This window comes from Paenibacillus sp. FSL W7-1332 (genome assembly GCF_037969785.1).
In the GTDB taxonomy this organism is placed as follows: Bacteria; Bacillota; Bacilli; order Paenibacillales; family Paenibacillaceae; genus Paenibacillus_AQ.
The window spans coordinates 6,886,985-6,912,650 of record NZ_CP150209.1 but is presented as its reverse complement, the minus strand read 5'-3'; the positions used below and the strand labels follow the sequence as shown (position 1 = coordinate 6,912,650).

At 47.1% G+C, this 25,666-nt stretch carries 21 protein-coding genes; 17 read left to right on the top strand and 4 right to left on the bottom strand.

Going from position 1 to position 25,666, the window contains the following annotated elements; all coding sequences use genetic code 11:
• Positions 1-214 precede the first annotated feature (214 nt).
• The 3 genes from MKX98_RS31460 to MKX98_RS31450 are packed head-to-tail and all read left to right on the top strand — an operon-like array spanning position 215 to position 3,329.
• Positions 215-1,528, top strand: a complete 1,314-nt coding sequence (locus MKX98_RS31460) for a glycosyltransferase (protein WP_339220289.1) — start codon at positions 215-217, stop codon at positions 1,526-1,528.
• A gap of 17 nt (positions 1,529-1,545) precedes the next feature.
• Positions 1,546-2,625 carry a DegT/DnrJ/EryC1/StrS family aminotransferase gene (locus MKX98_RS31455; protein ID WP_339220287.1) on the top strand — a complete coding sequence of 360 codons (1,080 nt, stop codon included), beginning with the start codon at positions 1,546-1,548 and terminating at the stop codon, positions 2,623-2,625.
• Positions 2,622-3,329, top strand: a complete 708-nt coding sequence (locus MKX98_RS31450; RefSeq protein ID WP_339220285.1) for a WbqC family protein — start codon at positions 2,622-2,624, stop codon at positions 3,327-3,329. Before MKX98_RS31455 ends, MKX98_RS31450 begins: the two co-directional genes overlap by 4 nt.
• 35 nt (positions 3,330-3,364) lie before the next feature.
• On the opposite strand, the gene MKX98_RS31445 is transcribed toward MKX98_RS31450, so the two are convergent.
• Genes MKX98_RS31445 through MKX98_RS31435 form a run of 3 tightly spaced genes read right to left on the bottom strand, consistent with a single transcriptional unit; the run spans position 3,365 to position 6,539 of the window.
• Entirely contained in the window at positions 3,365-4,453 is a 1,089-nt protein-coding gene (locus MKX98_RS31445) for an FkbM family methyltransferase (protein ID WP_339220284.1), read from the bottom strand.
• Between the two features lie 4 nt (positions 4,454-4,457).
• Positions 4,458-5,747, bottom strand: coding sequence for an ATP-grasp domain-containing protein (locus tag MKX98_RS31440; protein ID WP_339220283.1), 1,290 nt, complete (start codon positions 5,745-5,747; stop codon positions 4,458-4,460).
• A 30-nt stretch (positions 5,748-5,777) separates the two neighbouring features.
• Positions 5,778-6,539, bottom strand: coding sequence for an alpha/beta hydrolase (locus tag MKX98_RS31435; protein WP_339220281.1), 762 nt, complete (start codon positions 6,537-6,539; stop codon positions 5,778-5,780).
• Positions 6,540-6,891: 352 nt separating this feature from the next.
• Between MKX98_RS31435 and MKX98_RS31430 the strand changes: the two genes are divergently transcribed.
• The 13 genes from MKX98_RS31430 to argH all read left to right on the top strand — a co-directional run bounded on the left by MKX98_RS31430 (position 6,892) and on the right by argH (position 23,328).
• Positions 6,892-7,089 (top strand): cold shock domain-containing protein, encoded by a 198-nt coding sequence (locus MKX98_RS31430; protein WP_009594275.1) that lies wholly within the window; start codon positions 6,892-6,894, stop codon positions 7,087-7,089.
• A gap of 198 nt (positions 7,090-7,287) precedes the next feature.
• Complete coding sequence (gene raiA / locus MKX98_RS31425; RefSeq protein WP_113059715.1) at positions 7,288-7,854, top strand: ribosome-associated translation inhibitor RaiA; 567 nt, start codon at positions 7,288-7,290, stop codon at positions 7,852-7,854.
• A gap of 724 nt (positions 7,855-8,578) precedes the next feature.
• Positions 8,579-11,092 (top strand): preprotein translocase subunit SecA, encoded by a 2,514-nt coding sequence (gene secA, locus MKX98_RS31420; protein ID WP_071219788.1) that lies wholly within the window; start codon positions 8,579-8,581, stop codon positions 11,090-11,092.
• A 394-nt stretch (positions 11,093-11,486) separates the two neighbouring features.
• Positions 11,487-12,600, top strand: a protein-coding gene (prfB, locus tag MKX98_RS31415; RefSeq protein ID WP_113059739.1) for a peptide chain release factor 2 whose coding sequence is annotated in 2 segments (ribosomal slippage) — positions 11,487-11,558 and positions 11,560-12,600 — 1,113 coding nt in all. Because the reading frame shifts where the segments join, the coding sequence is not laid out codon by codon here.
• A 26-nt stretch (positions 12,601-12,626) separates the two neighbouring features.
• Positions 12,627-13,532: a YitT family protein gene (locus MKX98_RS31410; protein ID WP_071219787.1), complete on the top strand. Its 906-nt coding sequence runs from the start codon at positions 12,627-12,629 to the stop codon at positions 13,530-13,532.
• Between the two features lie 297 nt (positions 13,533-13,829).
• Entirely contained in the window at positions 13,830-14,396 is a 567-nt protein-coding gene (locus MKX98_RS31405; RefSeq protein WP_339220278.1) for a GNAT family protein, read from the top strand.
• 390 nt (positions 14,397-14,786) lie between these two features.
• A complete protein-coding gene (gene argC, locus MKX98_RS31400; RefSeq protein ID WP_220683709.1) occupies positions 14,787-15,842 on the top strand; it encodes an N-acetyl-gamma-glutamyl-phosphate reductase in 1,056 nt (351 codons plus the stop codon).
• An 18-nt stretch (positions 15,843-15,860) separates the two neighbouring features.
• The gene (argJ, locus tag MKX98_RS31395) at positions 15,861-17,087 is read left to right on the top strand and encodes a bifunctional glutamate N-acetyltransferase/amino-acid acetyltransferase ArgJ (protein ID WP_220683710.1); all 1,227 of its coding nucleotides are present in this window, start codon (positions 15,861-15,863) and stop codon (positions 17,085-17,087) included.
• Between the two features lie 31 nt (positions 17,088-17,118).
• On the top strand, positions 17,119-17,955 hold the full coding sequence (gene argB / locus MKX98_RS31390) for an acetylglutamate kinase (protein ID WP_339220277.1): 837 nt from the start codon (positions 17,119-17,121) through the stop codon (positions 17,953-17,955).
• Between the two features lie 251 nt (positions 17,956-18,206).
• Entirely contained in the window at positions 18,207-19,427 is a 1,221-nt protein-coding gene (locus MKX98_RS31385) for an acetylornithine transaminase (RefSeq protein WP_339220275.1), read from the top strand.
• 58 nt (positions 19,428-19,485) lie between these two features.
• Positions 19,486-20,442: an ornithine carbamoyltransferase gene (gene argF, locus MKX98_RS31380; protein WP_194539898.1), complete on the top strand. Its 957-nt coding sequence runs from the start codon at positions 19,486-19,488 to the stop codon at positions 20,440-20,442.
• Between the two features lie 106 nt (positions 20,443-20,548).
• Positions 20,549-21,781, top strand: coding sequence for an argininosuccinate synthase (locus tag MKX98_RS31375; protein ID WP_194539897.1), 1,233 nt, complete (start codon positions 20,549-20,551; stop codon positions 21,779-21,781).
• A 131-nt stretch (positions 21,782-21,912) separates the two neighbouring features.
• Positions 21,913-23,328 carry an argininosuccinate lyase gene (gene argH, locus MKX98_RS31370; RefSeq protein WP_220683713.1) on the top strand — a complete coding sequence of 472 codons (1,416 nt, stop codon included), beginning with the start codon at positions 21,913-21,915 and terminating at the stop codon, positions 23,326-23,328.
• Positions 23,329-23,515: 187 nt separating this feature from the next.
• Here the strand turns inward: argH and MKX98_RS31365 are convergent, their stop codons facing one another.
• On the bottom strand, positions 23,516-24,289 hold the full coding sequence (locus tag MKX98_RS31365; protein WP_339220274.1) for an alpha/beta hydrolase family protein: 774 nt from the start codon (positions 24,287-24,289) through the stop codon (positions 23,516-23,518).
• A 403-nt stretch (positions 24,290-24,692) separates the two neighbouring features.
• On the opposite strand from MKX98_RS31365, the gene MKX98_RS31360 reads away from it, so the two are divergent.
• Positions 24,693-25,421, top strand: coding sequence for a polymer-forming cytoskeletal protein (locus tag MKX98_RS31360; RefSeq protein ID WP_339220272.1), 729 nt, complete (start codon positions 24,693-24,695; stop codon positions 25,419-25,421).
• Positions 25,422-25,666 lie beyond the last annotated feature (245 nt).

Here is a 25,666-nt window from a genome sequence, read left to right as displayed (position 1 = left end):
TTATGTTAATGTATTCAATAGGAACTGGCTCTTTAAGGGGCTAGTTCCTTTGTTTAATGAGTACAATATTTTTGTTACTTTCCTTCTCCCAACAAAAAACATCTATTGACTTATACTCTTGTTTTACCGATATATACTTTAACTACAATGAACAGAAAAGTGGATGTTGAAAAACCTGGAGAGGGATTGAGGATAAATGTCTAGTAACAATGAAATGAGTGGAAAAATAAAGGGAGAAATACAACGACTTGTTGAGAGCGGCCATTTACATGAGGCAAAGGAAATGGTTCAACAGTACAGGTTGATTAATCCAACAGACAAAGAACTTTTTTCAATTGAAGCCGTTGTAGATCTTATGGCAGGAAATCTGACTAGTGCTGAACAGGTTATTCGAATGGGATTGGTATTAAACAAAGAGGATCCAGATATATGGTTTAATTTTGGCTATTTAAATGAATTGAAAGGCCGAACTGACGAGGCTGTTGAATGCTACAAAGAAGCCAAGAGTAAGGCTGATTCCGAACTAAAAAAACAAATTGATAATATATTAGAGAATTTACTAAATGCCCAGGGTCAATACAAAATAAACGCAGAAGAAAACGAATCTTTAAGAGAGCCACTAGTGAGCATACTGATTCCGACCTATAACATGAAAGAATATTTGAAGGAAACTATCGATAGTGTTCTTGCACAAGATTTTGAGGATTTAGAGGTTGTCATAGGTGATGATGGGTCCATGGATGGAACTGATATTTTGATGGAACAATATAAATATAATAAAAAGATTAGGTATATAAGAAATGATAGGAACTTAGGTCCAAGCGAGAATTCAAGGAAACTATTATATGAGCATGCAAAAGGAAAATATGTGCTAGGTATTAACCATGATGATTATTTAATTCAAACGGACTATATAAGAAATGCTGTTTCAATTCTTGAAGCTAATCCAAATGTGACATTAGTTTTTGCTAATGTAAATTATAAGAATATGCAGACAGGGCAGGAGGGCAAGGGGACCGATCTAGATATCAAGGATCCAATAAATGGTATTGAGTATTTTTATAATTATCAAACATCGGAATACCCACCGATACCAAGTACACTATCCTCAGTGTACCGACGTCGGGACGCTATAAAAATGGGGTGTCTATTAGAAGAAGTATACAGCCAGGACACTTTTTTATATTTGAAACTTATGTTGCTTGGTGATGTAGCTTTTATCAAAGATCATGTAGGAGTATACAGGGTTCATGATAAAAGTTTGACTCGCAATATGCCAGTAGGTAACGAGATGTTAACAATCAGGGAGTTTGAAAGGTTGTATTCATTCGCTGCAGCTATGGAATTGAATAAAGCTAAATTGGATGTTTGGCTGCAGATCAGGGTATTAAGTTATATGCGATGGAGATTGGCGGTTCTGTGGTCAGTAAACAAGAAATATGCCTTGAAGATTTTGCTGGAAGTTTCGGAAAAATATGAAAATGTATTTAATTCAATTGCAGCAAGTATACAGTTATTTAATAAATAGAAAAGGAAGAGCCTATAATGATAAATGTGACGAAACCGTATCTTCCTGATGAAGCAAAATATAATTCTTATGTCTCTCATATCTTCAAATCAAAATGGTTGACCAATAATGGTGAACTTTTGCAAGAGTTAGAGAGGAGATTAGCAAAATATTTAGATGTAGAGAATGTACTTCTTGTAAATAATGGGACCCTTGCATTGAATGTTGCTTATAAGCTGTTAGAACTTTCAGGTGAAGTAATAACAACTCCCTTTTCATTTGTTGCAACAACAAGCAGTTTGGTGTGGGGAGGTTTAAAACCGGTTTTTGCAGATATAGATAAAAATACATTAAACATAGATACTGGAGAAATTGAGAAGAAAATAACTAAATCAACAAGCGCAATTGTCCCTGTGCATGTCTTTGGTAATGGTTGTAATGTTGAAGAAATTGAAAAGCTAGCAAAATCCTATGCCTTAAAGGTTATCTATGATGCAGCCCACGCATTCGGTGTTAGTTATGAAGGTAGAAGCATACTAAACTATGGAGATATTTCAACCCTTAGCTTTCATGCAACTAAAGTATTTCATACTATTGAAGGCGGCGCATTAATAATAAACAATAAGAAACTGTATGACAAAGCAAGGAAAGTGATCGACTTTGGAATTGACGGCCCAGATCATATATCTTATCTCGGAATTAATGCAAAAATGAATGAGTTCCAAGCCGCGATGGGATTATGCATATTAGATGACATTGAAAAAATCCAATCTTCTCGTCAAAAAATTTATAATCGATACGTAGATGCATTTAGGTTAGAAGCACGAATAATTTTGCAAAGTCATAATAATAAATGCAGTTACAATTACAGTTATTTTCCCATCATCTTAGAAGATGAGGAATCCATGCTAAAAGTTAGAGAATTATTACGTAGAGAGGATATTATGCCTCGAAGATACTTTTATCCGTCATTAGACCAATTAAATTATATTGATTCTGAATTCATGCCCGTATCTAATTCTATATCTAGCAGGATTCTCTGTCTCCCTATGTATGACTCCTTAGAAGTTAACGATCAAAAGCGAATCATTCAAACAGTAAAAGAGGCACTTTTATGAAAATAGCCATAATGCAACCATACCTTTTCCCTTATATCGGGTATTTTCAATTGATGAAATATGCAGATGTTTTTGTAATCTATGATGATGTCCAATATATTAATAGAGGTTGGGTAAACCGGAACAGAGTCCTTAATAATGGGCAGCCTTTTTTGTTTACCATGAGTTTGAGAAAAGATTCTTCGTTATTAGCTATCAATGAACGTTGTTTTTCAAGTGAGTTTGAAAAGGAAAAGGAGAAGTTTTTGAAGAGTTTAAGTTACTTTTATTCGAAAGCTCCGTATTATGAGGAAACCATCAGCTTAATCCAAGAAATATTTAGTTATAACAACCTTAATATTGCACAATTTTTAACAAATCAGCTAAAAAAAATTTGCGCTTACTTGGAAATTGATACTTCAATTATTTTGTCTTCAGAAACAAATAGGGATCGGACACTTCGAGGGGAAGATGCAATAATTGACATCGTAAAACGATTAGAAGGTCGGGAATATATAAATCCAATTGGTGGAATTGAATTGTATTCGAAAGATAAATTTTGTGAAAATAATATTGAACTCTTCTTTTTAGAATCAAAAGAAATCCAATATCAACAATTTAAGCGGGAAACTTTTGTGCCTTTTCTATCAATCATTGATGTCTTAATGTTTAACTCTAGAGAAGATGCAGTCTCACTTTTGAAGCAATACGAACTAAAATGCTGACAAATGAAAAAGAGAGGGGGACACCTCTCTTTTTGTTAGACAAAAAACATAACAGTTTCTAATAAACCTTCCGTATAATGTCTTAAGTATATCTTATAGTCTGGATTATATTGTTTTAGTAACTTCGGGATTCTCCAAAAATCGCTCTGATTATGATAAACACAAACTGCTAATTTGGGTTTATAGGTTCTAATTATATTCTCGGCTCCTTGAAGGGTTTCATATTCAGCTCCTTCAACATCGAGCTTCATAAAAGTTACTGCTTCATTAATGATCCTATCGAGTGTTACGGCTTCAACGATAACATCACCATTGTCGGAAATTGAACTTGACGACCCTTGGCTATCATCAAATTTCAAAGTTGCATTTTTATTAAAGGTGGCAAAATTGAAAAAAGAGATATTATCATAACTGCGTAATCTTTCTGACGAAAGCTCCATTTGTCTAATAGATGGTTCAAAATAGAATATTTTTTTGTAATTAGGCACTCGTTTGATAAATGTCTGGGTCGTTACTCCATCAAACCCCCCACAGTCAACAAAGACCTCATTTGCATTAAATTTAATGAAATCCTCAAAATACTGTTGTTCTAGCCTAAAGGGAAAGAATCGCATCGCTTCCGTATTATAATTGTATCTAAAATCAGTTAATTGTTGCAGGGTTTCTCTAGACAGATTATCATTTAGTATGGAATAAACCCAATCATATTCTTTTCTTGATGTTTCAATATCAATTACATTATTATTACAAAATCTGACTTCTTTAATAATGTTGGGAAACTTTAGGCGAAGGTCAAAGTAAGTTAGTACGCGCTCGACACCAAGTTTTTTTAGTTTATCTAGAACGGTAATCATTTTTCCATCTATCACGCAAGAAATGACAATTGCTGACTTTTCTATTTCATTTGATTTTTTGATAGTATAATTTCTGTACATCTTATGCTCAGTATAATCATCAATAATACCATTAATGTTAATTTTATTTCTTGGTAAAACGTCTAATAGGTGGTTGCTTTCGTGATTAATTCCAAAAATATAAATGGGGTAGAGAGAACTAAAAAGCATTTCGAATATTTCAGCTTTTTGTGACAATATGGTACATCTTTTATCTTCAATGGTTAACATGTAATTATCCTCTCCAGTCTAATAAACACTCTACGTTACTTAGGTCAAAAGTTGGGATTCCGATTATTTCTTTTACCTTTTTTCTTTCAGCGAATGAATTGTCTATAAAAATAGATTTCTTGTCTTCAGAAATAAATAGATGTTTATGCTCCTCAGGCTTAATGTGTATAACGTCGGTAAAGAGACCTGGATGTATTTTGAACTTGTTAAGCGTGTCGGTTACATTTGAGATATGCTTAGTAATTAATACCATTTCTCGTTTTTTTCTAAGGCATTGATATAAAAAAGCTAGTAGTTGTTCATTACAATACTCATTCCTAAGAATTAGAGTATCATCTAAATCTACATAGACTCGTTCATAGTCGATCCCTAAATGATATCTATTTATGAATGACCTATCCATTTCTACATCATAGTTGTTCGGTAAAATATCGATATCCAGATCTTCAAAATCTAGAAGAGTTAAAAGTGGCAAATTTATATCCTTACTGAATGTCAAAGAGGCAGAGCTAGCGAACCTGGTAGATACCTCCATTAACTTGAATTTCCCTGAATGATCTTCTTTGAGTTGAAAAAACCAGTATCCCCGAAAGCTAAGTTCTTTGTTTATTTGAACTGCTATATTTGTTATTTCTTGACTTGGTTCTAATAAACGGCTTTTTACGCTTATTCCACTTAACGTTCGTTCTCTTGTTCTCGGACTTACTAATCTAAGGTTACCTTTGCGATCGGTAAAACAATCAATTGTGAGTTCCTGCCCGGGTAGGTACTCACACAATAATAAATTAGGAAATTTAGTAATGATATATTGCAGTTCGTCTTTATTATAAGCAATATGAGTCCCGTTTCCCCCTTGCCCATTATCGGGTTTCAAAAATATAGGAAACGTTAAAATATCATAAATATTATTATAAGTGATTGGATTAAAATCATACTTCTTAAAGCGCTCATATAACATTGACTTATAGCGGCAAACTTTTGCAGTTTCCAAGTCAGATGCTACGATAGTCGCGCCAATGTGTAATCGATTCTCCATTAAATAAAGAGCTACACTGTCATGTGTGGGAATAATATATTTTATATTGTCATTATTGATAGCCTCGTTGAGTTTTTGTATGAAATTGTGAGCTGATATATTGGGCAAGTCCCCTATATAGTTTTTATAAATATGCTTTCCATGATCATCTACACTTGAAGCTCCGAATATTTCAAAACGTAAAGATTCTTTTAAACAATTGTTTATTTCGATGGCTGCTTGAGACCCGCATGGAAACACTAATACGTTTATTTTCACACGACTCACCTCCTAAAGAATAATATATAACTATAACTCTCTTAAAAAGTTTAGGTATAAGTTCATAAACTTTTCAGGGTTCTCCTTATGAGCTACATGTCCGGCTTTTTCTATCTCAAAAAACTTAACATTCGGTAAGATAAATGATAAATCATACAAGGGACTTTTAAAGAGAACGTCATCCTCCCCCATAATCCATAGAATTGGGTGTTTAATATTTTGGATGATTGACTTTATATCAAAGTTTAATTGTATATCTACAGACTTAATTAAAACACTGGGATGTAGTTTACTGGCAAAATCAAAGCACTGATTTCTGCCCCTCTTAATGAATTCAAAAGAAGCGTTATTTCTAATTGGGTTAAAACTATCGGAATACCGTTTTGCCCATGTTAAATATTCATCATTTCTAGCTTCCCAAAGTTGCCGAAGTACACTTCTCAGCTCAGATGGATTATTATAATAACCTCCAACATGACAAAGAGAAAGCACTTTTTCAGGATATATAGATGTATATAAATTTGATATATAACTACCGTAGCTTAACGAACATAAGTGAGCTGAATCAATCCCGAAATGATCATATATATTATTCAGTTGATTAACAAATGAATTAAGATCAATAGGAATACTTCTTCCAACGTCTCCAGGTCCATAACCTATTAAGTCGAATGATATTACTCTGTAAGACTTTGATAATATTTGAAACTCTTTTTTGAAAGCTGCGTGGTTTCCAATTACCCCGTGAATAAAGATTATAGTCTCATTATTTGCCTCACCGCTTTGCCACATATAGATGTCTCCTCATGTAAATAGTCATATATTTTATATCGAAAAGTACCCGTTACTATTTAATCTTTTATAAAGAATATGATATCAATATAGCTGTGACATCCATCGTCAAATAAAAATATGCCACTTGTTTCACCCCCTCTCTCCCCGGGTAAATAACCATAAACCTATTTTGTCCGCAAACTATTTTTGCCCGCCAACTCAGGCCTGAAGCCAAGTCGACATTTTTCCGGTTTTTTTGCAAAAGAAAACCTTTTCCTTGGTAATTGACACTGGATAAGTCGGGTGCTATAGTCGGAAATGTGGACAATTAGTGTCACACTTTATTTGACAATGAAGGGAATGTTAGTGCATGCAAGGTAAAGTGAAATGGTTCAACGCAGAGAAAGGTTATGGCTTCATCGAGACTGAGGACGGCGGCGACGTATTCGTACATTTCTCCGCGATCCAATCCGAGGGCTTCAAGACTCTGGAAGAAGGACAATCCGTAGAATTCGAGATCGTTGAAGGCGCTCGTGGCCCGCAAGCAGCTAACGTAATCAAATTATAATCATCCCGGCACAGCCGACCTACATAAACGGTATAGATGATTAACAGTTCGAGATTCGCTAGCCCAAGACTCCGGTTCGTCCGGAGTCTTTTTTCTGTGCGCCGACCCCTTTAAAATATTGTGCTAAAATTCATAATTCTGACTTTTTACATAGCCTTAACAAAATGCTATAATGAAGGTGCAAAGGAGGAGTGCCCAATGCAATTCACTATCCGAGGTCAACAAATTGAAGTGACCGATGCTTTGAAAGACTATGTTGACAAGAAACTCAGCAGGCTAGATAAGTATTTTGATGCACCCCCCACCTCCGAAGGATATGTCACCCTGAATGTCATTCGAGGATTGCACACAGTGGAAGTGACCATTCCGCTCACAGGCGTGGTACTGCGTGCGGAAGACCGAAGCGATGATATGTACGCTTCCATTGACGCTGTTGTGGACAAGTTGGAACGTCAGATTCGCAAGCACAAAACCAAGCTGAACCGTAAGATCAAGCAAGAGGGCGGACTGAAGACGCTTATTGCGGCGAACGGAGCAGCGGCAACCAGTCAGATGGATGCAGAGCAAGTCGAGTATGACGAGGACAATTACGAAGTTGTCCGTACGAAACGTTTTACCATGAAGCCGATGGACGTGGAAGAAGCGATCCTGCAGATGAACATGGTAGGCCATAATTTCTTCGTATTTTCCAACATTGACACACAAGAAGTAAATGTCGTTTACAAGCGTGATGACGGCAAGTACGGATTGATCGAGCGGGACTAAGTTTTTAAACGGTATTCCAAACGGAATGCAGAGGCAGTTGGACCTGATCGAATTTTAAATTTTAAACGTTGAAATGAAATTGAAATGTAAGATGAGCCTTCATCCGTGTAAGCGGGTGGGGCTCTTTATTTGGATATATACGTTTTCGATGCGATAGGCATCGTAAAGACGCTGGCATATGATGGTAAGCCCATCGGAGTGTGCTGAATAGTGCAATCATTTTTTTCAATGAGGTGGCTCTTAGGGGACTTCGGGGCCGTTTCTTTAACAGCTTCAGGTACAACGTCTTAAGGACTTCCTATATAAGAGGATTAACGTTCGGTTAGCCACGATTCAGCGATAGTTCTAGGGCGGAGTCTTTGTTGTTTTCGGACAATGAGAGATGAATATTTGGCACCCACTTAGATGTAGAGTTTCATTTATGAAATGAATATACTTCCATTGGTTATGACTGGGTAAATGCTCCACGCAACTTTTTTGAGCCTTCCCGCGTCTCATAGAGTAAGGGCTTCACGTAACAGACATCTCTTGTGATAGCACATATTGTTGCGGCATCCCTTACAAACTGTTACAATTTATGCAAACCCTCATTTTATGGGACGGGCTTTTTAGCCTGCATGAAATGGGACCATCATAAGGAATCAATGAATCGATTTCATCATTTAACCCTTTGGCATTTAATGAAGTTGATTCTATCACTTGTTTTGCACGAAAGGGGTTAACCATGCTAGGACTTGTCAAAAAGATATTCGGCGACACCAACGAGCGTGATGTCAAACGTCTCATGAAGACGGTCGATGTAATCAACAAACTGGAACCGGATTTTGAGAAGCTCTCCGATGAGCAGCTGCAATCCAAAACCGAAGAGTTCCGTGCGCGGATCGAGAAAGGTGAGACGCTGGAGGAATTGCTTCCTGAAGCGTTTGCGACAGTTCGTGAAGCTTCCAGACGGACACTCGGCAAGCGTCACTATGACGTGCAGCTGATCGGAGGAATGGCCCTCCACGAAGGCAGAATTGCAGAGATGAAGACCGGTGAAGGTAAGACCCTTGTAGGTACGCTGCCGGTTTACTTAAATGCCCTGCTTGGCAAAGGTGTTCACGTTGTAACGGTCAATGATTATCTGGCACAGCGTGACAGCCAAGAGATGGCGCAAATATATAATTTCCTGGGAATGACGGTCGGGGTTAACCTGAGCGGCATGGAACACCCGGATAAACAGCAGGCTTATGCTTGCGATATTACGTACGGTACGAACAATGAGTTCGGCTTTGACTATCTGCGGGACAACATGGTCCTCTACAAAGAGCAGATGGTTCAGCGTCCACTCTATTTCTGTATCATTGATGAAGTGGACTCCATCCTGGTTGACGAAGCGCGTACGCCGCTCATCATCTCGGGTCAAGCTCAGAAATCGACCGAGCTGTATTTTGCCGCTGACCGTTTCGTGAAGCGTCTGACGGCGGAAGAGGATTATACGGTAGACATTAAAGTCAAATCCGTGGCCTTAACGGAAAAAGGCGTAGCGCTGGCGGAGCGTTCCTTCGGTATTGACAACCTGTATGACCATAACCACGTAACCTTGAACCACCACATTGTACAAGCGCTGAAAGCGAACGTGATCATGCGCCGCGATGTGGATTACGTTGTTACCGATGATGAAGTGGTTATCGTTGATGAATTCACGGGACGTCTGATGGCTGGACGCCGCTACAGCGACGGACTCCACCAGGCGATTGAAGCGAAGGAAGGCATCGAGGTTCAGAATGAGAGCATGACCCTTGCAACGATCACCTTCCAGAACTACTTCCGGATGTATCGCAAGCTGGCAGGTATGACCGGTACGGCGAAAACCGAGGAAGAAGAATTCAAGAAGATTTATGGTCTTGAAGTGCTGCAAATTCCTACGAACAAACCGAATCAGCGCATCGACATGCCGGATGTGGTTTACAAGAGCGAAGAGGGCAAGTTTAAGGCGGTTGTAGCTGAGATCGTGGAGCGTCACAAAAAGAACCAGCCGATTCTGGTGGGTACGGTTTCCATCGAGAACTCCGAGCGTTTATCGGAAATGCTGAAGCGCAAAGGCGTCCAGCATAAAGTTCTGAATGCGAAGTACCATGCGGAGGAAGCGGAAATCATTTCCCGCGCCGGTCAGCCGGGATCGGTAACGATCGCGACGAACATGGCGGGACGCGGTACGGATATTTTGCTTGGTGAAGGCGTACAGGATATTGGCGGGCTTCACATTATCGGTACGGAACGCCACGAATCGCGCCGGATCGATAACCAGCTGCGTGGTCGTGCCGGTCGTCAGGGTGACCCGGGGTCGACTCAGTTCTATCTGTCCCTCGGCGATGAGCTGATGAAACGTTTTGGTACGGACAACGTGCTGAACATGATGGAGCGTCTTGGTTTCGAAGAAGACCAGCCGATTGAGAGCAAAATGATTACCCGTGCGGTTGAATCCGCGCAGAAGCGGGTAGAAGGCAATAACTTCGACATGCGTAAAGTCGTTCTCCAATATGATGACGTCATGAACCAGCAGCGTGAGATCATCTACAAACAGCGCCGCGAGATCTTGGAGTCCCAAGACATTAAGCAAATCGTTGTAGAGATGATTAAGCCGGTCATTGATCGTGTCGTTCAGGCTCACTGCAGCGATGACATTCCGGAGAACTGGGAACTGCAAGAAGTGGCAGACTACGTCAACAGCAAGCTGCTGGACGAGGGTGCCGTTACCCGCGAAGATCTGTGGGGTAAAGAAGCAGAAGAGCTTACCGAGTACATCTTCGATCGCGTGATGAAGAAGTACGAAGAGCGTGAGCAAGCCATCGGCGAAGAAATGGTTCGCGAGTTCGAGAAGGTTATCGTGCTGCGTGCGGTAGACAGTAAGTGGATGGATCATATCGATGCAATGGACCAATTGCGTCAAGGTATTCACCTTCGTGCTTACGGCGGTACCGATCCGCTTCGCGAATACCAATTCGAAGGCTTCGAAATGTTTAATGCCATGATCGCGACGATCCAGGAAGAAGTGGCGACGTACATCATGAAGGCCCAAATCGCGACGAATCAGGAGCGTCAAGCCGTTGTGGACGAGAACAAAGTCTCCACGAACAGCAGCAGCGAACCTGCCGAGAAGCGTCCGGTCCAAGTGGCTGAACAGATTGGCCGGAATGATGCATGCCCTTGCGGCAGCGGCAAGAAATATAAGCACTGCCATGGACAGAACGCATAAGCGATACGGCCTATTGGCGATGAATATAATATAAGAAAAGCATCCATCGACGCGCTTTTACAGCAGTCGGATCGCGTGTAGAGGATCATTTTCTTGCGATGATCGAATTTGTTCAGTTTCGCTAAAACCGACGAATTCGGTGATTCTTATAAGCCCGTCCAGAATATGGGCGGGAACTTTTCAACTCCCTTAAGAGCGGCAGATGAACCGGGTGATTGTGGTCTATTCCACCGTGATCCGGAATCACTGTTGCGCTTAAGGGAGTTTATCTGAATAAACAGCGAAACCTGTTGTGAAGCGATGTGACATGGATTTTCTCTTGAAATGGAACGTTTTTCATACAGGAGAGGGTATACTGAAATTATTACATGAAGATAAGAAAGGGCGAGGACTCATGATCGATCCAAGTGTGAAGCAGGACCTGCGTGAAATTAGCAAGAAACTAACCAATCTTAGGGGGTCTCTTTGACTTAGATTTAAAGCAGGAGATGATTGAGAACTTTGAAGAGAAGATGGCGGCCCCGGATTTCTGGGACGACAATGAGAAAGCTCAGGCGCTCATTGCCGAGATGAATGCCGTGAAGTCATCCGTGGATCAATATCTGAAGCTGCAAGCGGATTACGACGATGCCGTCGTGATGATCGAGCTGGCGGATGAAGAAGGCGATGACTCTCTTGCGGGAGAAATTGGAGAGACGATCAAGGACCTGGTTGGGCGTGTAGAAGAGTTTGAACTCCAACTGCTGTTGAACCAGCCTTACGATAAAATGAATGCCATCCTTGAGCTGCATCCGGGCGCGGGGGGTACCGAGTCGCAGGACTGGGGCCAAATGCTGCATCGCATGTATACGCGTTGGGCGGAAAAACGCGGCTTCAAGGTAGAGACGCTGGATTATTTGCCTGGGGATGAAGCGGGAATCAAAAGTGTGACGCTGCTCATTAAGGGCTACAATGCTTATGGGTATTTGAAGGCCGAAAAAGGCGTGCATCGCCTGGTTCGGATCTCCCCGTTCGATTCTTCCGGCCGTCGCCATACCTCATTTGTGTCCTGTGACGTCGTTCCGGAGATTAACGATGAGATTGAACTGGACATCCGCACGGAGGACCTGAAGATTGATACTTACCGTGCGAGCGGTGCCGGTGGTCAGCATATCAATACGACGGACTCGGCCGTACGGATCACTCACTTGCCAACGGGTGTGGTCGTAACCTGTCAGAATGAACGGTCCCAGATTAAGAACCGTGAGCGTGCGATGACCATGCTTCGTTCCAAGCTCTACGAGCGCAAGATTGAAGAGCAGCAGAAGGAATTGGCGGAAATCCGCGGCGAGCAGTCCGACATCGCATGGGGCAGCCAGATCCGCTCGTATGTTTTCCATCCGTACAGCATGGTGAAAGACCATCGTACACAGGTGGAGACCGGAAATATAGGAGCCGTCATGGACGGGGATCTGGATGCTTTTATCGATGGATATTTGCGCAGCCAGATCAAGCAGGAAGTCGAGTAGGACGTTGAGGAGAGATTTGAAGAACTATGGCGCAATCCGCTGGCAATCCATCGATTAACAAAAGAAAAAGAGAACCCCTGATTCCGATCAACGGTCCCCTTCGACAGACGGTGGACACCGTTTTTATCATCATCGGCTCCTTTATTATGGCGCTGTCATTTAATCTGTTTTTCTTGCCCAACCACATCGCCTCAGGCGGTGTGTCCGGATTGTCGGTTCTCGCGCAAGCCTGGCTCGGTATTGAACCGGCCTTTACGCAGTGGGCGCTCAATATCCCCTTGTTTGTGCTCGGCTTCTGGCTGCTAGGACGTGACTATGGCATTCGTTCCCTTTTGGGAAGCGTGGTTTTGCCATTGTTCGTATTTTTGACCAAGGACTGGCCGATTCCAACCTCCAATCCCCTCTTGGCTTCCATCTATGGCGGGATCGGCGTCGGGATCGGCATGGGGCTGGTCTATCGCGGCAGGGGTTCAACCGGTGGATTGACCATCGTGGCTCAGCTCCTGCAAAAATACAGCGGCCTCAGCTTCTCCCTTTGCGTCGTGCTCTTGGATGCGATTGTGATCTCTTCGGCAGCCCTCGTGCTGTCGCTGGAGCAGGCGTTGTACGCACTCATTGGACTGTACGTGACAGGCAAAGTGATTGATGCGATTGAGCTGGGCTTTAGCTTCACCAAGGTGGCTTACATTATATCCGATCATACGGAGCCGATAACCAAGGCCATCCTCGAGGACCTCGACCGTGGATTAACCAAGCTGACCGCAGAGGGAGGCTATACGGGTGAACACCGGACGGTTCTGATGGTTGTGGTCGGACAGAGTGAAATTCCACGTCTGAAGACGGTGGTACAATCAGTGGATCCGAATGCGTTTGTCATCATTAGCAATGCCCATGAGGTATTGGGTGAGGGCTTCCGCAATATTAAGGCGTAAAACAATAAAAGCTGTGTCGAGAGGTTCTCGGCACTTGAAGAGGCGGTGTATATCACCGTCTCTTTTTTTTGTGGACTATAGAATGTATAAGTTTTCAGCGAAGCTGAACCGTTCGTTGAGTTGCAAGCAAAGCTTCCTCTAAACGTGGTCTGTCCTCTGTGAAGTGCGTCGATAGTCGTTTTTCCGATTGGGATCTACTGTCCGGTGGGAGCCAAGCCGATATGCCTTGAATTTTCCTTTATTTTTCTAGCAAAGAGCATATAATGGTATCTAATATTGTTCAGGGGGTAGGAGATTATGGAAATCGAACGGATCTTTGCTAATTTGCCGGTGCTGGAAACCGAACGCCTGAGACTTCGCAGAATATCGATGCAGGATGCGGACCAGATGTATGCCTATGCCTCTGATGATGAGGTTGCCAAGTACGTAACATGGGAAACTCACCGCTCGATCAACGACAGTAAGAAATTCATCCAGTTTATACTTGTCCAGTATGCCAAGCATGATATTGCCCCTTGGGGAATCGAGCTGAAGGAAAGCGAACGTCTGGTCGGGACGGTGGATTTCGTATGGTGGAAGCCCGAACAGCAGAGTGCCGAGATTGGATATGTACTCGCGCGGGATTGTTGGGGACAAGGTCTCATGACGGAAGCTGCTTCTGCTCTACTGAAACTCGGTTTTGGTGAAATGGATCTTGTGCGCATCCAAGCGCGTTGCATAGAAGGGAATATCGGCTCTCAGCGTGTGATGGAGAAGATCGGCATGTCCTATGAGGGGACGTTGAGGAAGGGGATAAAGGCCAAAGGGCGACATTGGGACCTCAAATTATACTCCATTTTAAAAGATGAATATGAAACTCTTTAGCATTTGTAGGCGATTGGAATTCATGTGCAATGGGATCAAATTTGAATAATCCATTGTATTTATATGAATACAGTCGTATAATAATACATATTTATGAGACGGATAAAGTCAATGAATACCTAGGAATAAAGCGTGTGCTAACGCAGGAGACAAAAACTCCGAAGAAGACCATTACCAGCTTGACTGCTTCTTGAAGTAAAAATGATATCAAGAAGCACCAGTAGACACGCGTGGTTTTTGATAACCCATCATATGATGAGGATAGCATCAGCGGCAGCGTGATCGATCGGATGAAGGAAACGGATGAGTATGACGTAGAGATGAAGGATGGATGAATGGGACCTTGCATAAGGTCCTTCAGCTGTTCCTTGGGGAGAGGGATGAGGAGAAATGACAGACACAAACATAGTAAAAGTAGCTATTGTAGGATCTACCGGCTACGGTGGCGTGGAACTGATCCGGCTGCTGCAAGCACACCCGCGCGTTGAGATTACATCGGTAATCTCGTCTTCAACTGCAGGCGTACCGATATCGGACGGTTTTCCGCATTTGACAAATATCATGACCCAGAACCTGGATGGCGTTAACCCGGCGGAAATCGCTGAGGTGGCAGACCTGGTGTTCGCGGCCACGCCTTCGGGCGTCAGTGCCAAGCTGGTGCCGGAGCTGCTGGATGCAGGCCTGAAGGTCATTGATCTGTCGGGAGATTTTCGCTTAAAAGACGAGGCAGTGTATGAACAGTGGTATAAGCATACGGCTCCGAGTGCGGAACTATTGGAGAAAGCCGTATACGGTCTATGCGAAGTGTTTGGCGAAGAGGTCCGCGATGTCGATTTCATCTCCAATCCGGGCTGCTATCCGACAGCGACGCTGCTCGGGCTGATTCCGGCCATCAGCGCGGGATGGATTGATGCCTCTTCCCTTATTATCGATGCCAAATCCGGCGTATCCGGTGCAGGCCGGGGAACGAGTTTGATGACGCATTATGCCGAGATCAATGAGAACTTCAAAGCCTATAAGGTGAATAAGCACCAGCATATTCCCGAGGTTGAGCAGGTATTGACTCAGGTAGCGGGCGAACCCATTACTGTTACCTTTACCACCCATTTGGTGCCGATGACGCGGGGAATCATGACCACCATGTATGCCACGCTGAATGGTCCATACACGGAAGAGGATTTTATTGAACTGTATCGCCAGTATTTCAAGGATCGCAAGTTTGTGAGAATCCGGGACTTGGGCGTATGGCCTGCGACAAAAGAAGTCAGCGGGTCCAATTACTGCGACATCGGATTCGCGGTAGATGCGCGTACGAACAGAGTGACCATTATATCGGTCATTGACAACGTGGTGAAGGGTGCGGCCGGTCAGGCAATCCAGAACCTGAATTTGATGATGGGATGGGAGGAGAGCCTCGGACTTACGTTTACGCCGATTTATCCGTAAGCGGCTGGGGATACAGACATGGGAGAGAATATGTTTGCGATTATTGATGGGGGCAGCATCGTAACGCCGCAAGGCTTCAAGGCTGCCGGACTCCACTGTGGACTTAAGAAGACCGACCGTAACGATCTGGGTGTCATTGTATGTGACGTGCCTGCCGTGGCGGCAGCTGTATATACGACGAATCTGTTTCAAGCGGCACCGCTGAAGGTAACGCGTGAAAGCCTGCAGGACGGCAAGCTTCGCGCGATTGTCGTGAACAGCGGGAATGCCAATGCCTGTACGGGTAAGCAGGGTGAAGAGGATGCTTACACGATGCGTGCCAATACGGCTGCGCAATTCGGCCTGGACGAGATCGATGTGGCCGTCGCCTCAACGGGAGTCATCGGGGAACTGCTGAAGATGGACCGCGTTTCCTCGGGGATTGCTGGCCTGCCTGCACGACTTAGCGGCGGAAGCGAAGGAGCTGAGAGCTTCAGCCAAGCGATTTTGACAACCGATCTCGTGAAAAAAGAAGCCTGCGTGACCGTTCAAGTTAACGGTACGAAGGTGACTATCGCCGGAACAGCGAAGGGGTCGGGGATGATTCATCCGAACATGGCGACCATGCTCGGATTTATGACGACAGATGCGGTCATTGGTCAGGAAGCGTTGCAGCTGCTGCTGCGCGAAACGACCAATCTGACCTTTAATATGATTACGGTGGATGGCGATACGAGCACCAACGATATGCTTGTCGCGATGGCTAGCGGCATGGCGGGGCACGACATGCTTTCGCCGGAGCACCCGGATTGGGATGCATTCGCAGCTGGCTTCCATTATGTTTGCCAGCAGCTGGCGAAGGCGATCGCGCGTGACGGAGAGGGAGCTTCCCGCCTGATCGAGGTTCGCGTGGACGGTGCTGAAAGCGATGATGACGCGCAAGCGATTGCCAAGACGATTATTGGCTCCAGCCTGGTCAAATCCGCCGTATTCGGCGCAGATGCCAACTGGGGACGCATTATTGCGGCTGTCGGCCGTGCGGGCCGCCCGGTTAATCCGGAGACGGTCGATATTGCCATAGGCCCGATTTCGGTGCTGGAGCAGTCAAGACCCGTTGCTTTTGACGAGGATGCGGCTCTGGTTTACCTTCAGGGAGACACCGTGGATATTGACGTGAAGCTGCATATCGGAAATGGCTCGGCTACGGCCTGGGGTTGTGATTTAACTTATGACTATGTCCGCATTAATGCGGCTTATCGTACGTAGATAAACATTCAGTAGGACGGAGGAGACGGATATGAAGAGCACGATCGATCAAAAGGTTACGCTGCCGGTTCAAAGATCAGGTGCGGATACGTTCGTGATGAAATGCGGCGGCAGTACGCTCGCGGCCCTTCCTGACAGCTTCTTCGAGGATTTGAAGAATCTGCAGCAAAAGGGAGTTAATCCCGTTATCGTTCATGGTGGCGGACCCGCGATCTCCGGCAATCTGGAGAAGCTTGGCATCGAGACCGAGTTCGTGAACGGGCTGCGCAAGACGACGGAGGATGTGCTGGACGTTGTGGAGATGGTGCTTGCGGGCACCATCAATAAGCAGATCGTACGAAGGATTCAAAGCGTAGGCGGCTCTGCCATCGGTTTATCCGGCTCGGACGGTGGGCTGATCGTGGCCAAACCGGTGACGAACCACGCGGAGGTCGGCTGGGTAGGCGACGTTACGTTTGTGAAGTCATCCATCCTGAGCGGCGTGCTGGAGATGGGCTACATGCCGGTGGTTGCGCCGATTGGGGTGGATCTGTCCGGTCAGCGCTACAACATTAATGCCGATACGGCGGCGGGTGCCGTGGCTTCTCATCTGGGCGTAAACCGGATGATCGTTGTCACTGACGTACCTGGAATTATGAAAGGATCGGGCGGCGAGAAGCGGGTGCTTCCAACCGTGACGGTTCAGGAGATCGAGGATATGATCGGGACAGGCGAAATCTACGGCGGCATGATACCGAAGGTCAGAGCGGCCATCAGCTGCATTCACGGCAAGGTGAGCGAGGTTGTCATCGTGGACGGAAGCGAGCCGAATGTACTGAGCCGCGTGCTTGGCGGAGAAGTGCTGGGTACGCGCATCGTGCGGATGTAAATTGAGATTAGAGATTATAGACAGAGCGGCTTCAACGGAGAAGGTGGAATTGTTCTGGAGAAGTAGCGCGGTCGCCTTTGCCCCCGGATTTTAACCGCTGCAATCATTTCAATAACAATCTGGGGGCAACAGCGATCGGAAGAACAATCCACATGCGCAGTGCTGGTTAAGCTTAATGGATGTTCATATCGTACGACGGTTCAAACGTGAAACACGAAGCTATGCCAAATGCAAAGGAGTGTGTGAAGGTTATGGGAAAAGAAACAGCAGCAGGCGGTGTTAAAGCAGCGAATGAAAGCTCGTTGTTCCAGACGTACGCCAGATATCCAATCGCCCTGGTCAAAGGGGAAGGAAGCTGGTTATGGGACGCTCAAGGCAACAAATATCTTGATTTTATGGCGGGCCTGGCGGTAACGAATCTCGGCCATGCCCCGGTAAAAGTGAAAGAGAAGCTGAAGTCCCAGCTGGATGAATTGTGGCATGTCTCGAACCTGTTCCACATTCCGGGTCAGGAAAAAGCAGCCGAGCTGCTGACAGCGAACACCTGCGCGGATGCGGTTTTCTTCTGCAACAGTGGGGCGGAAGCGAACGAAGCGGCCATTAAGCTGGCGCGCCGCTACCATCAGAAGGTGAAGGGAACGGGGCGCTACGAGGTCATTACGTTTACGCAGTCCTTCCATGGACGGACGCTGGCTACGCTGACGGCCACAGGCCAGGATAAGGTAAAGGAAGGGTTCCTTCCGCTTCCGGCAGGCTTCAAAAGCGTTCCGCTGCATGACCTTCCGGCACTGGAAGCGGCTGTTAACGACAACACTGCTGCGATCATGATCGAAATGGTGCAGGCGGAGGGCGGTGTGCATCCGGTAGAGCCGGAGTTCCTTCAAGCCGTCACCGAGCTGTGCAAGAAGCATGGACTGCTGCTGATCGTGGACGAGGTGCAGACGGGCATGGGCCGGACCGGGAAGCTGTTTGCGCATGAGCATTACGGCATTGAGCCGGATATCTTTACCGTGGCCAAAGGGCTCGGCTCCGGGTTCCCGGTCGGCGCGATGCTGGGTAAAGCTTACTTGCGCGAAGCCTTCACGGCAGGAAGCCATGCGACAACGTTTGGCGGCACACCGATTGCGAGCGCCGTTATCCAGGCCACTATCGAAACGATGCTGGAGGACAATGTGCCGCAGCGTGCGGCCGAAGCCGGAGAATATTTGATGACGAAGCTGAATGAGAGCCTCGGTAGTCATCCCTTTGTGAAGGCGATCCGGGGTAAAGGTCTGCTGATCGGCATCGAATGCGTTGAGCCGGTTGGCGAGCTGGTGCTGAAAGGGCAGAGCCGCGGGCTGCTGTTCGTAACGGCAGGACCGAATGTGATCCGGCTGCTTCCGAATCTGTACGTCACTACACAAGAGATCGACCAGGCGGTATCGATTGTTACGGAACTTATACATGAGCATACGGCGGTTAGCCAAGCATAGAAGAATCGTGCAGTGACATTTTGGACAATAACAGCATGGTTAAGGAGGACTGGAGAATATGGCCACTAGCGGACAAGTGAAGGAATTAAGCCTGAAAGGGCGGGATATGATCGAGCTGGACGAATACTCGACGGAAGAGATTCAGTTCTTGCTTGATTCGGCAATTGAGATCAAACGCAAGCAGAAGAACGGCGAAGTCTATCAGCCGCTGAAAGGCAAGACGATCGGATTGATTTTTGAGAAGTCGTCCACGCGGACGCGGGTTTCATTCGAGGCTGGGATGTTCCAGCTGGGCGGACATGCACTCTTTTTAAGTAAAAACGATATTCAGCTCGGACGCGGCGAGCCGATCAGCGATACGGCTCAGGTGATGTCCCGTTATTTGGACGGCTTAATGATCCGTACCTTCGGGCACGACAACGTGGTCAACCTGGCGAAATATGCCTCCATTCCGGTAATCAACGGCCTGAGCGACATGGCGCATCCATGTCAGGTGCTGGCCGATTTGCAGACCGTGCTGGAGCACAAGGGTAAGCTGAAAGGTCTCAAAATGGCCTTTATCGGCGATGGCAACAATATGGCGCATTCGCTCCTGATTGGCGGCGCTAAGATGGGCATGCATGTGGCCGTAGCCAGTCCGAAGGGCTATGAGGCGGATGCCAGCATCGTGAAGCTGAGCGAGGAAATCGCGGCGCAAACGGGTGGCAAAATTACGATTACGCAAGACCCGATCGAAGCCGCGAAGGATGCGGACGTGATCTATACGGATGTATGGGCAAGCATGGGCTTTGAAGAGGAGCAGGCACAGCGGGAGGCTGCGTTTGCGGACTACCAGGTGAATGAGGAGCTTGTGAAGGCGGCGAAGCCGGATTACTTGTTCCTGCATTGCCTCCCGGCCCATCGGGGCGAAGAGGTCAGTGAAGGCGTGATCGACGGTGCCAACTCCGTCATTTTTGATCAGGCCGAGAACCGTCTCCATGCCCAGAAGGCTTTGATGGTTGCTTTGATGGCTTAGTGCAACTCGATTGCAGCGAACATTCTCTATGAAAATGCGTCAATGGACGTTATCTTTAGTATAATGAACGACAGGGTTGTTAGTAACAAAGAGAGGGAGTTTAACGATGGCAAAACAAAAAATCGTGCTGGCGTATTCCGGTGGCCTGGATACGTCCGTTATTCTGAAATGGCTGAAAGAAACTTACGATGCGGAGATCATTGCTTTCACGGCCGATATCGGCCAGAAGGAAGAGCTGGACGGACTTGAGGAAAAAGCGCTGGCGACCGGCGCCTCCAAAGTATACATCGATGATCTGCGCGACGAATTTGCAACAGATTTCATCTATCCGATGTTCCAGGCGGGTGCCATGTACGAAGGGCAGTACCTGCTCGGGACCAGCATTGCGCGTCCGTTGATTGCCAAGCGCATGGTGGATATCGCTCGTGCCGAAGGCGCGACGGCGATTGCGCACGGCGCTACGGGCAAAGGGAACGACCAGGTCCGTTTTGAGCTTGGCGTAGCCGGCTTGGCACCGGACATTGAAGTAATCGCGCCTTGGCGCATCGAGGAGTTCCGTAACTCCTTCCCGGGTCGCGCAGAGATGATCGCTTACGCGGAAGCCCATGGCATTCCGGTGACGGCATCCGCGGCGAAATCCTACTCCATGGACCGCAACCTGCTCCATATTAGTTATGAGAGCGGCGTGCTGGAGGATCCTTGGTTCGATGCAAGCGCAGAGGACAGCAAGGATATGTACCTGCTCAGCGTATCGCCTGAGGATGCGCCGGACGAGGCGGAATACCTCGAGCTTACGTTTGAGCAAGGGAATGTTGTTGCGCTGAACGGCGAAACGATGAGCCCGCTGCAAGTGATGGAGAAGCTGAACGAGCTGGGCGGCAAGCACGGCATCGGTCGCGTGGATATGGTGGAGAACCGTTTCGTAGGCATGAAGAGCCGCGGTGTCTACGAGACGCCGGGTGGAACGATCCTGTTCACCGCTCATCGCAAAATGGAATCCATCACGATGGACCGCGAAGTGATGAACCTGCGCGACAGCCTGATTACCCGTTACAGCACCTTGGTTTATAACGGTTTCTGGTTTGCGCCGGAACGTCTGGCACTGCAGGCCCTGGTAACCGAGAGCCAGAAGAACGTATCCGGTACGGTGCGCGTGAAGCTGTATAAAGGCAACATTATCGGCGCAGGCGTAAAGAGTCCGGTTAGTCTGTACAACCCGGATATCGCTACGATGGAAGCCGATCCAACGCAAGCTTATGATCAGGGCGATGCGACCGGCTTTATCCGCTTGAACGCACTGCGTTTGAAAGTGGCAACCGGCGTGAACCAGAATCAATAAGTTTACAATAATGAACAGGCTGAAGGCCGTTTTCATGCAAGGGAGCTCCGTTGATTCTCGCGTAACCGGGATCAATGGGACTTCTTAAGCGGGAAGCGGCCCTCTGCCTTAAACAGAGAGGGGCAAGTGTTGTGAGCAAGTTATGGGGCGGACGCTTTACGAAGCAGACCAACGCATTGGTAGAGGAATATACGGCATCCATCGGTTTTGATAAGCAGCTGGCTGAGGAGGATATCCAGGGAAGCCTTGCGCATGTGTCCATGCTGGGCAAATGCGGCATCGTGCCGGCCGAAGACGTGGAGACGATCAAGGCTGGCTTGAACAAGGTGCTGGAGCGCATCCGTGAGGGCAGCATCGAGTTCTCCGTTTCGGATGAGGATATCCATATGAACATCGAGAAGAATCTGATCGAGGAAATCGGACCTGTCGGCGGCAAGCTCCACACAGGACGCAGCCGTAACGATCAAGTGGCTACGGATATGCATCTGTATTTGCGTAACCGCGTGGTGGCGCTGACCGGCATGCTGCATGAGCTGCAAACCGCATTAATCGGGCAAGCCAAGGATAATCTGGATACAATTATTCCGGGGTATACGCATCTGCAGCGTGCTCAGCCGATTCTGTTTGCGCATCATCTGATGGCTTACGTGTCCATGTTCCAGCGGGATATCGACCGTCTGATCGACAGCTATAAGCGCATTAATGTGTTGCCGCTCGGGGCAGGCGCGCTTGCGGGGACGACGTTCCCGATCGACCGCCATTTCGTGGCGGAGCAGCTTGGGTTTGACGGCGTTTACGAGAACAGTCTGGATGCGGTCAGCGACCGCGACTTCATTCTGGAATTCCTCTCGGATGCTTCCATCATCATGATGCACTTGTCCCGCTTGAGCGAGGAGCTGGTGCTCTGGAGCAGCACGGAGTTCAACTTCATCGAGCTGGATGATGCGTTCTGTACGGGCAGCAGCATAATGCCGCAGAAGAAGAATCCGGATGTACCTGAGCTGGTCCGCGGCAAAACCGGACGGGTATACGGCAACCTGATGGGTCTGCTCACCGTGCTGAAGTCGCTGCCGCTTGCTTATAACAAGGATATGCAGGAAGATAAAGAGGGCATGTTCGATACGGTGGCTACGCTGGAAGGCGCATTGCAGCTGTTTGCACCGATGATTGCCACGATGAAGGTCAACAAAGGCCGCATGCGCGAAGCGGTGAATACCGACTTCTCCAACGCAACCGACATCGCGGACTTCCTAGTGGGCAAAGGGCTTCCTTTCCGTCAAGCGCATGAAGTGATCGGCAAGACCGTATTGTACTGCATCCAGAACAACAAGTATCTGCTGGACCTGACGCTGGATGAGTTCAAGCAGTTCTCGGAGTTGTTCGACGACTCCATTTATGGCGTGCTTCAACCCGAGACGGTGGTCAATGCGCGTAACGTTTACGGCGGCACGGCAACCGAGCAGGTGAAGGCGGCCATTGACCGCAGCGTGCGGACGCTTCAGGTTACGGAAGAATGGCTGGGTCTCCGTCAAGGGAATGTAGAGTAACGATACAGAAATCGCAAGCGTGAAAAAATAGAGGTGGACCGGCAAACGCTACATTTGCCGATCCACCTTTTTTAAGATATCAAAAAAGTATGAACGAATCACAGGGGCGGTGTCCTCCATTGCATGCGGATAAACCGAACAGCGGGACAACTGCTGGCCGTAGGATGGGCATGCATATTTGGATTCATCAGGCTTTCAACGGAAGCCACTTCAGCACATCCTGAATGTGAGTATCCCAATATCCCCAATCATGACCGCCTGGGCCTTCCAGATAGGTGAGGTCGAGGGAGGTTTCTTCCCAGGCTTTGCGGAATGCTTGATTGTCTTCATAGAGGAAGTCTTCGGTTCCGCAGCATTGATACAGCAGCGGCTTAGGCCCCTCTGATCGATCGACTTCCTGAAGCAGCCACAGCAGGTCGTTGTCGGTGCCGGTAATATCTTGATCTCCGTAGACTAATTGATGTTCAAACAAGGCCTCATTCCTCCGGACATGACCCGCCATATCGAGCGCGCCCGACAAACTGGCAGCTGCGGCAAAGGCTTCGGGACAGCGAAGGGCCAGCTTGAATGCCCCGTACCCGCCCATGGACAAGCCAGCGACGAAGTTATCTTCTCGCGCGTGGGATAACGGGAAGAAGGAACGGGCAATGGCCGGCAGCTCCTGGCTGATGAAGGTCCAGTATTTGCCGCCGTATTCCATGTCCGTATAGAAGCTGCGGTGTACCTGCGGCATAACGACGGCAATGCCCATCTCGGCGACATAGCGTTCGATGGAGGTTCTGCGCAGCCAGATGGAATCGTCGTCGGACAGGCCGTGCAGCAGGAAGAGCGTCGGATGCAGCCCTTTTTTGGCATGATTGGTCATACCGATCTGCGAAGAGGTTTGCTGAGGGAGAATAACGGTCATGGACGTGCTGAGACCGAGTACCTCCGAGTAGAAGTGACATTGCATAAGAGCCATGTTATGTATCCCCTTTCACTTTTGTAAATGTGAGATCGAAAAGACGAGTCTATTTAAATCATATCACAATCAATCTCCCTTCCTCCAAGCAAATCTGAACCAGCTTCTGCGGGCATGAACGGATTTACAGTCTGCTGCGTTTGGCCACCGAGCTAATCCTCGGGGATATAAAGGCGGCTTGGGCCGGAATCGAAATGGATAGGATAAGCTGCATACTTCATCTCGGTCTTGAGACCGAAGCGAAGTTCAGCCATCGGGCTGTTCTATGATTAGCGGGGTTGTGGTATCTTAGAGGGAGATTATGGCTCCACCCTGGTGGAGGATGGACTTTTATTTAAGGTAATTGTTGTGATGAAGTAGTTTAGATATAGATAGTGATTACTTTGTGATATGGAGGATACTCATGATACCACGTGACGACAAGCTATCCGATCTGAAGATTACGGGCACCGGAAGTTCAAGCGGCGGCCAATACGACAAGGTACGCATTGACGGTGCCGGGCAAATAAATGGAGATCTGGAGTGCCGGGAATTGATAGGCAATGGAACGATGAGCGTCAATGGCGCCGTCGCTGCGCGTACGATTCGCGTGAACGGTTCGGGAACCATTAAGGGGGCCGTGGAGTCTGAGGAGCTGAATGTTGCCGGCAGCCTGAGCTTGAAAGAAGGATTGCGCAGCAGATCCATCTACATCGGGGGGCATTGCAGCGTTCACGGAGATTCCGAATCGAAGAAGCTTGAGGTTACCGGAAACTTGAGAAGCCATGGTGATGTGCGGAGTGAATCCGCCACGTTCCAGGGAGGCTTTAAGATCGATGGCCGCCTGCATGTTGGAACAGCGGATATCCGAGTATTGGGTCGCTGCCTTGCACAGGAAATCGTTGGAGACCGGATCACGATTCGCAAAAAAGGGAAGCGGCTCTGGGAAATGCTGTCCTTGTCTTTAAGGGGAACGCGCCTGGAGGCGCGTATTATTGAAGGCGACGTCCTTGATCTCGAGTATGTCGAAGCTGATATCGTCCGCGGTAATCGGGTGATCCTAGGCAAAGGTTGCGAGATTCGGCAAGTGGAGTACAGAGATGAACTGTCACAGCATCCGGAAGCCGAGGTCAGAGCGTCCAGGCGGTTTTAAGGGTGGAAACCATCCCCGCGTTCAGGCCTTAGGCCGAACAGGTGGAATATACCGAGGCCTTCAGCGCAGATGCCATGGCAGAAGTCGGGACCTTTTATAAAATCGATGTCTTACACTAAATAGCGGCAAGGCAAACAGCCCGGATTCGCGGTTCTATTCGCGAATCCGGGCTGTTCCATGTTTCTACTATGTTCGGTATGACCAATGGGAAATCCTCAAGGGCTTTCGCCGCAGAACGGAACCGA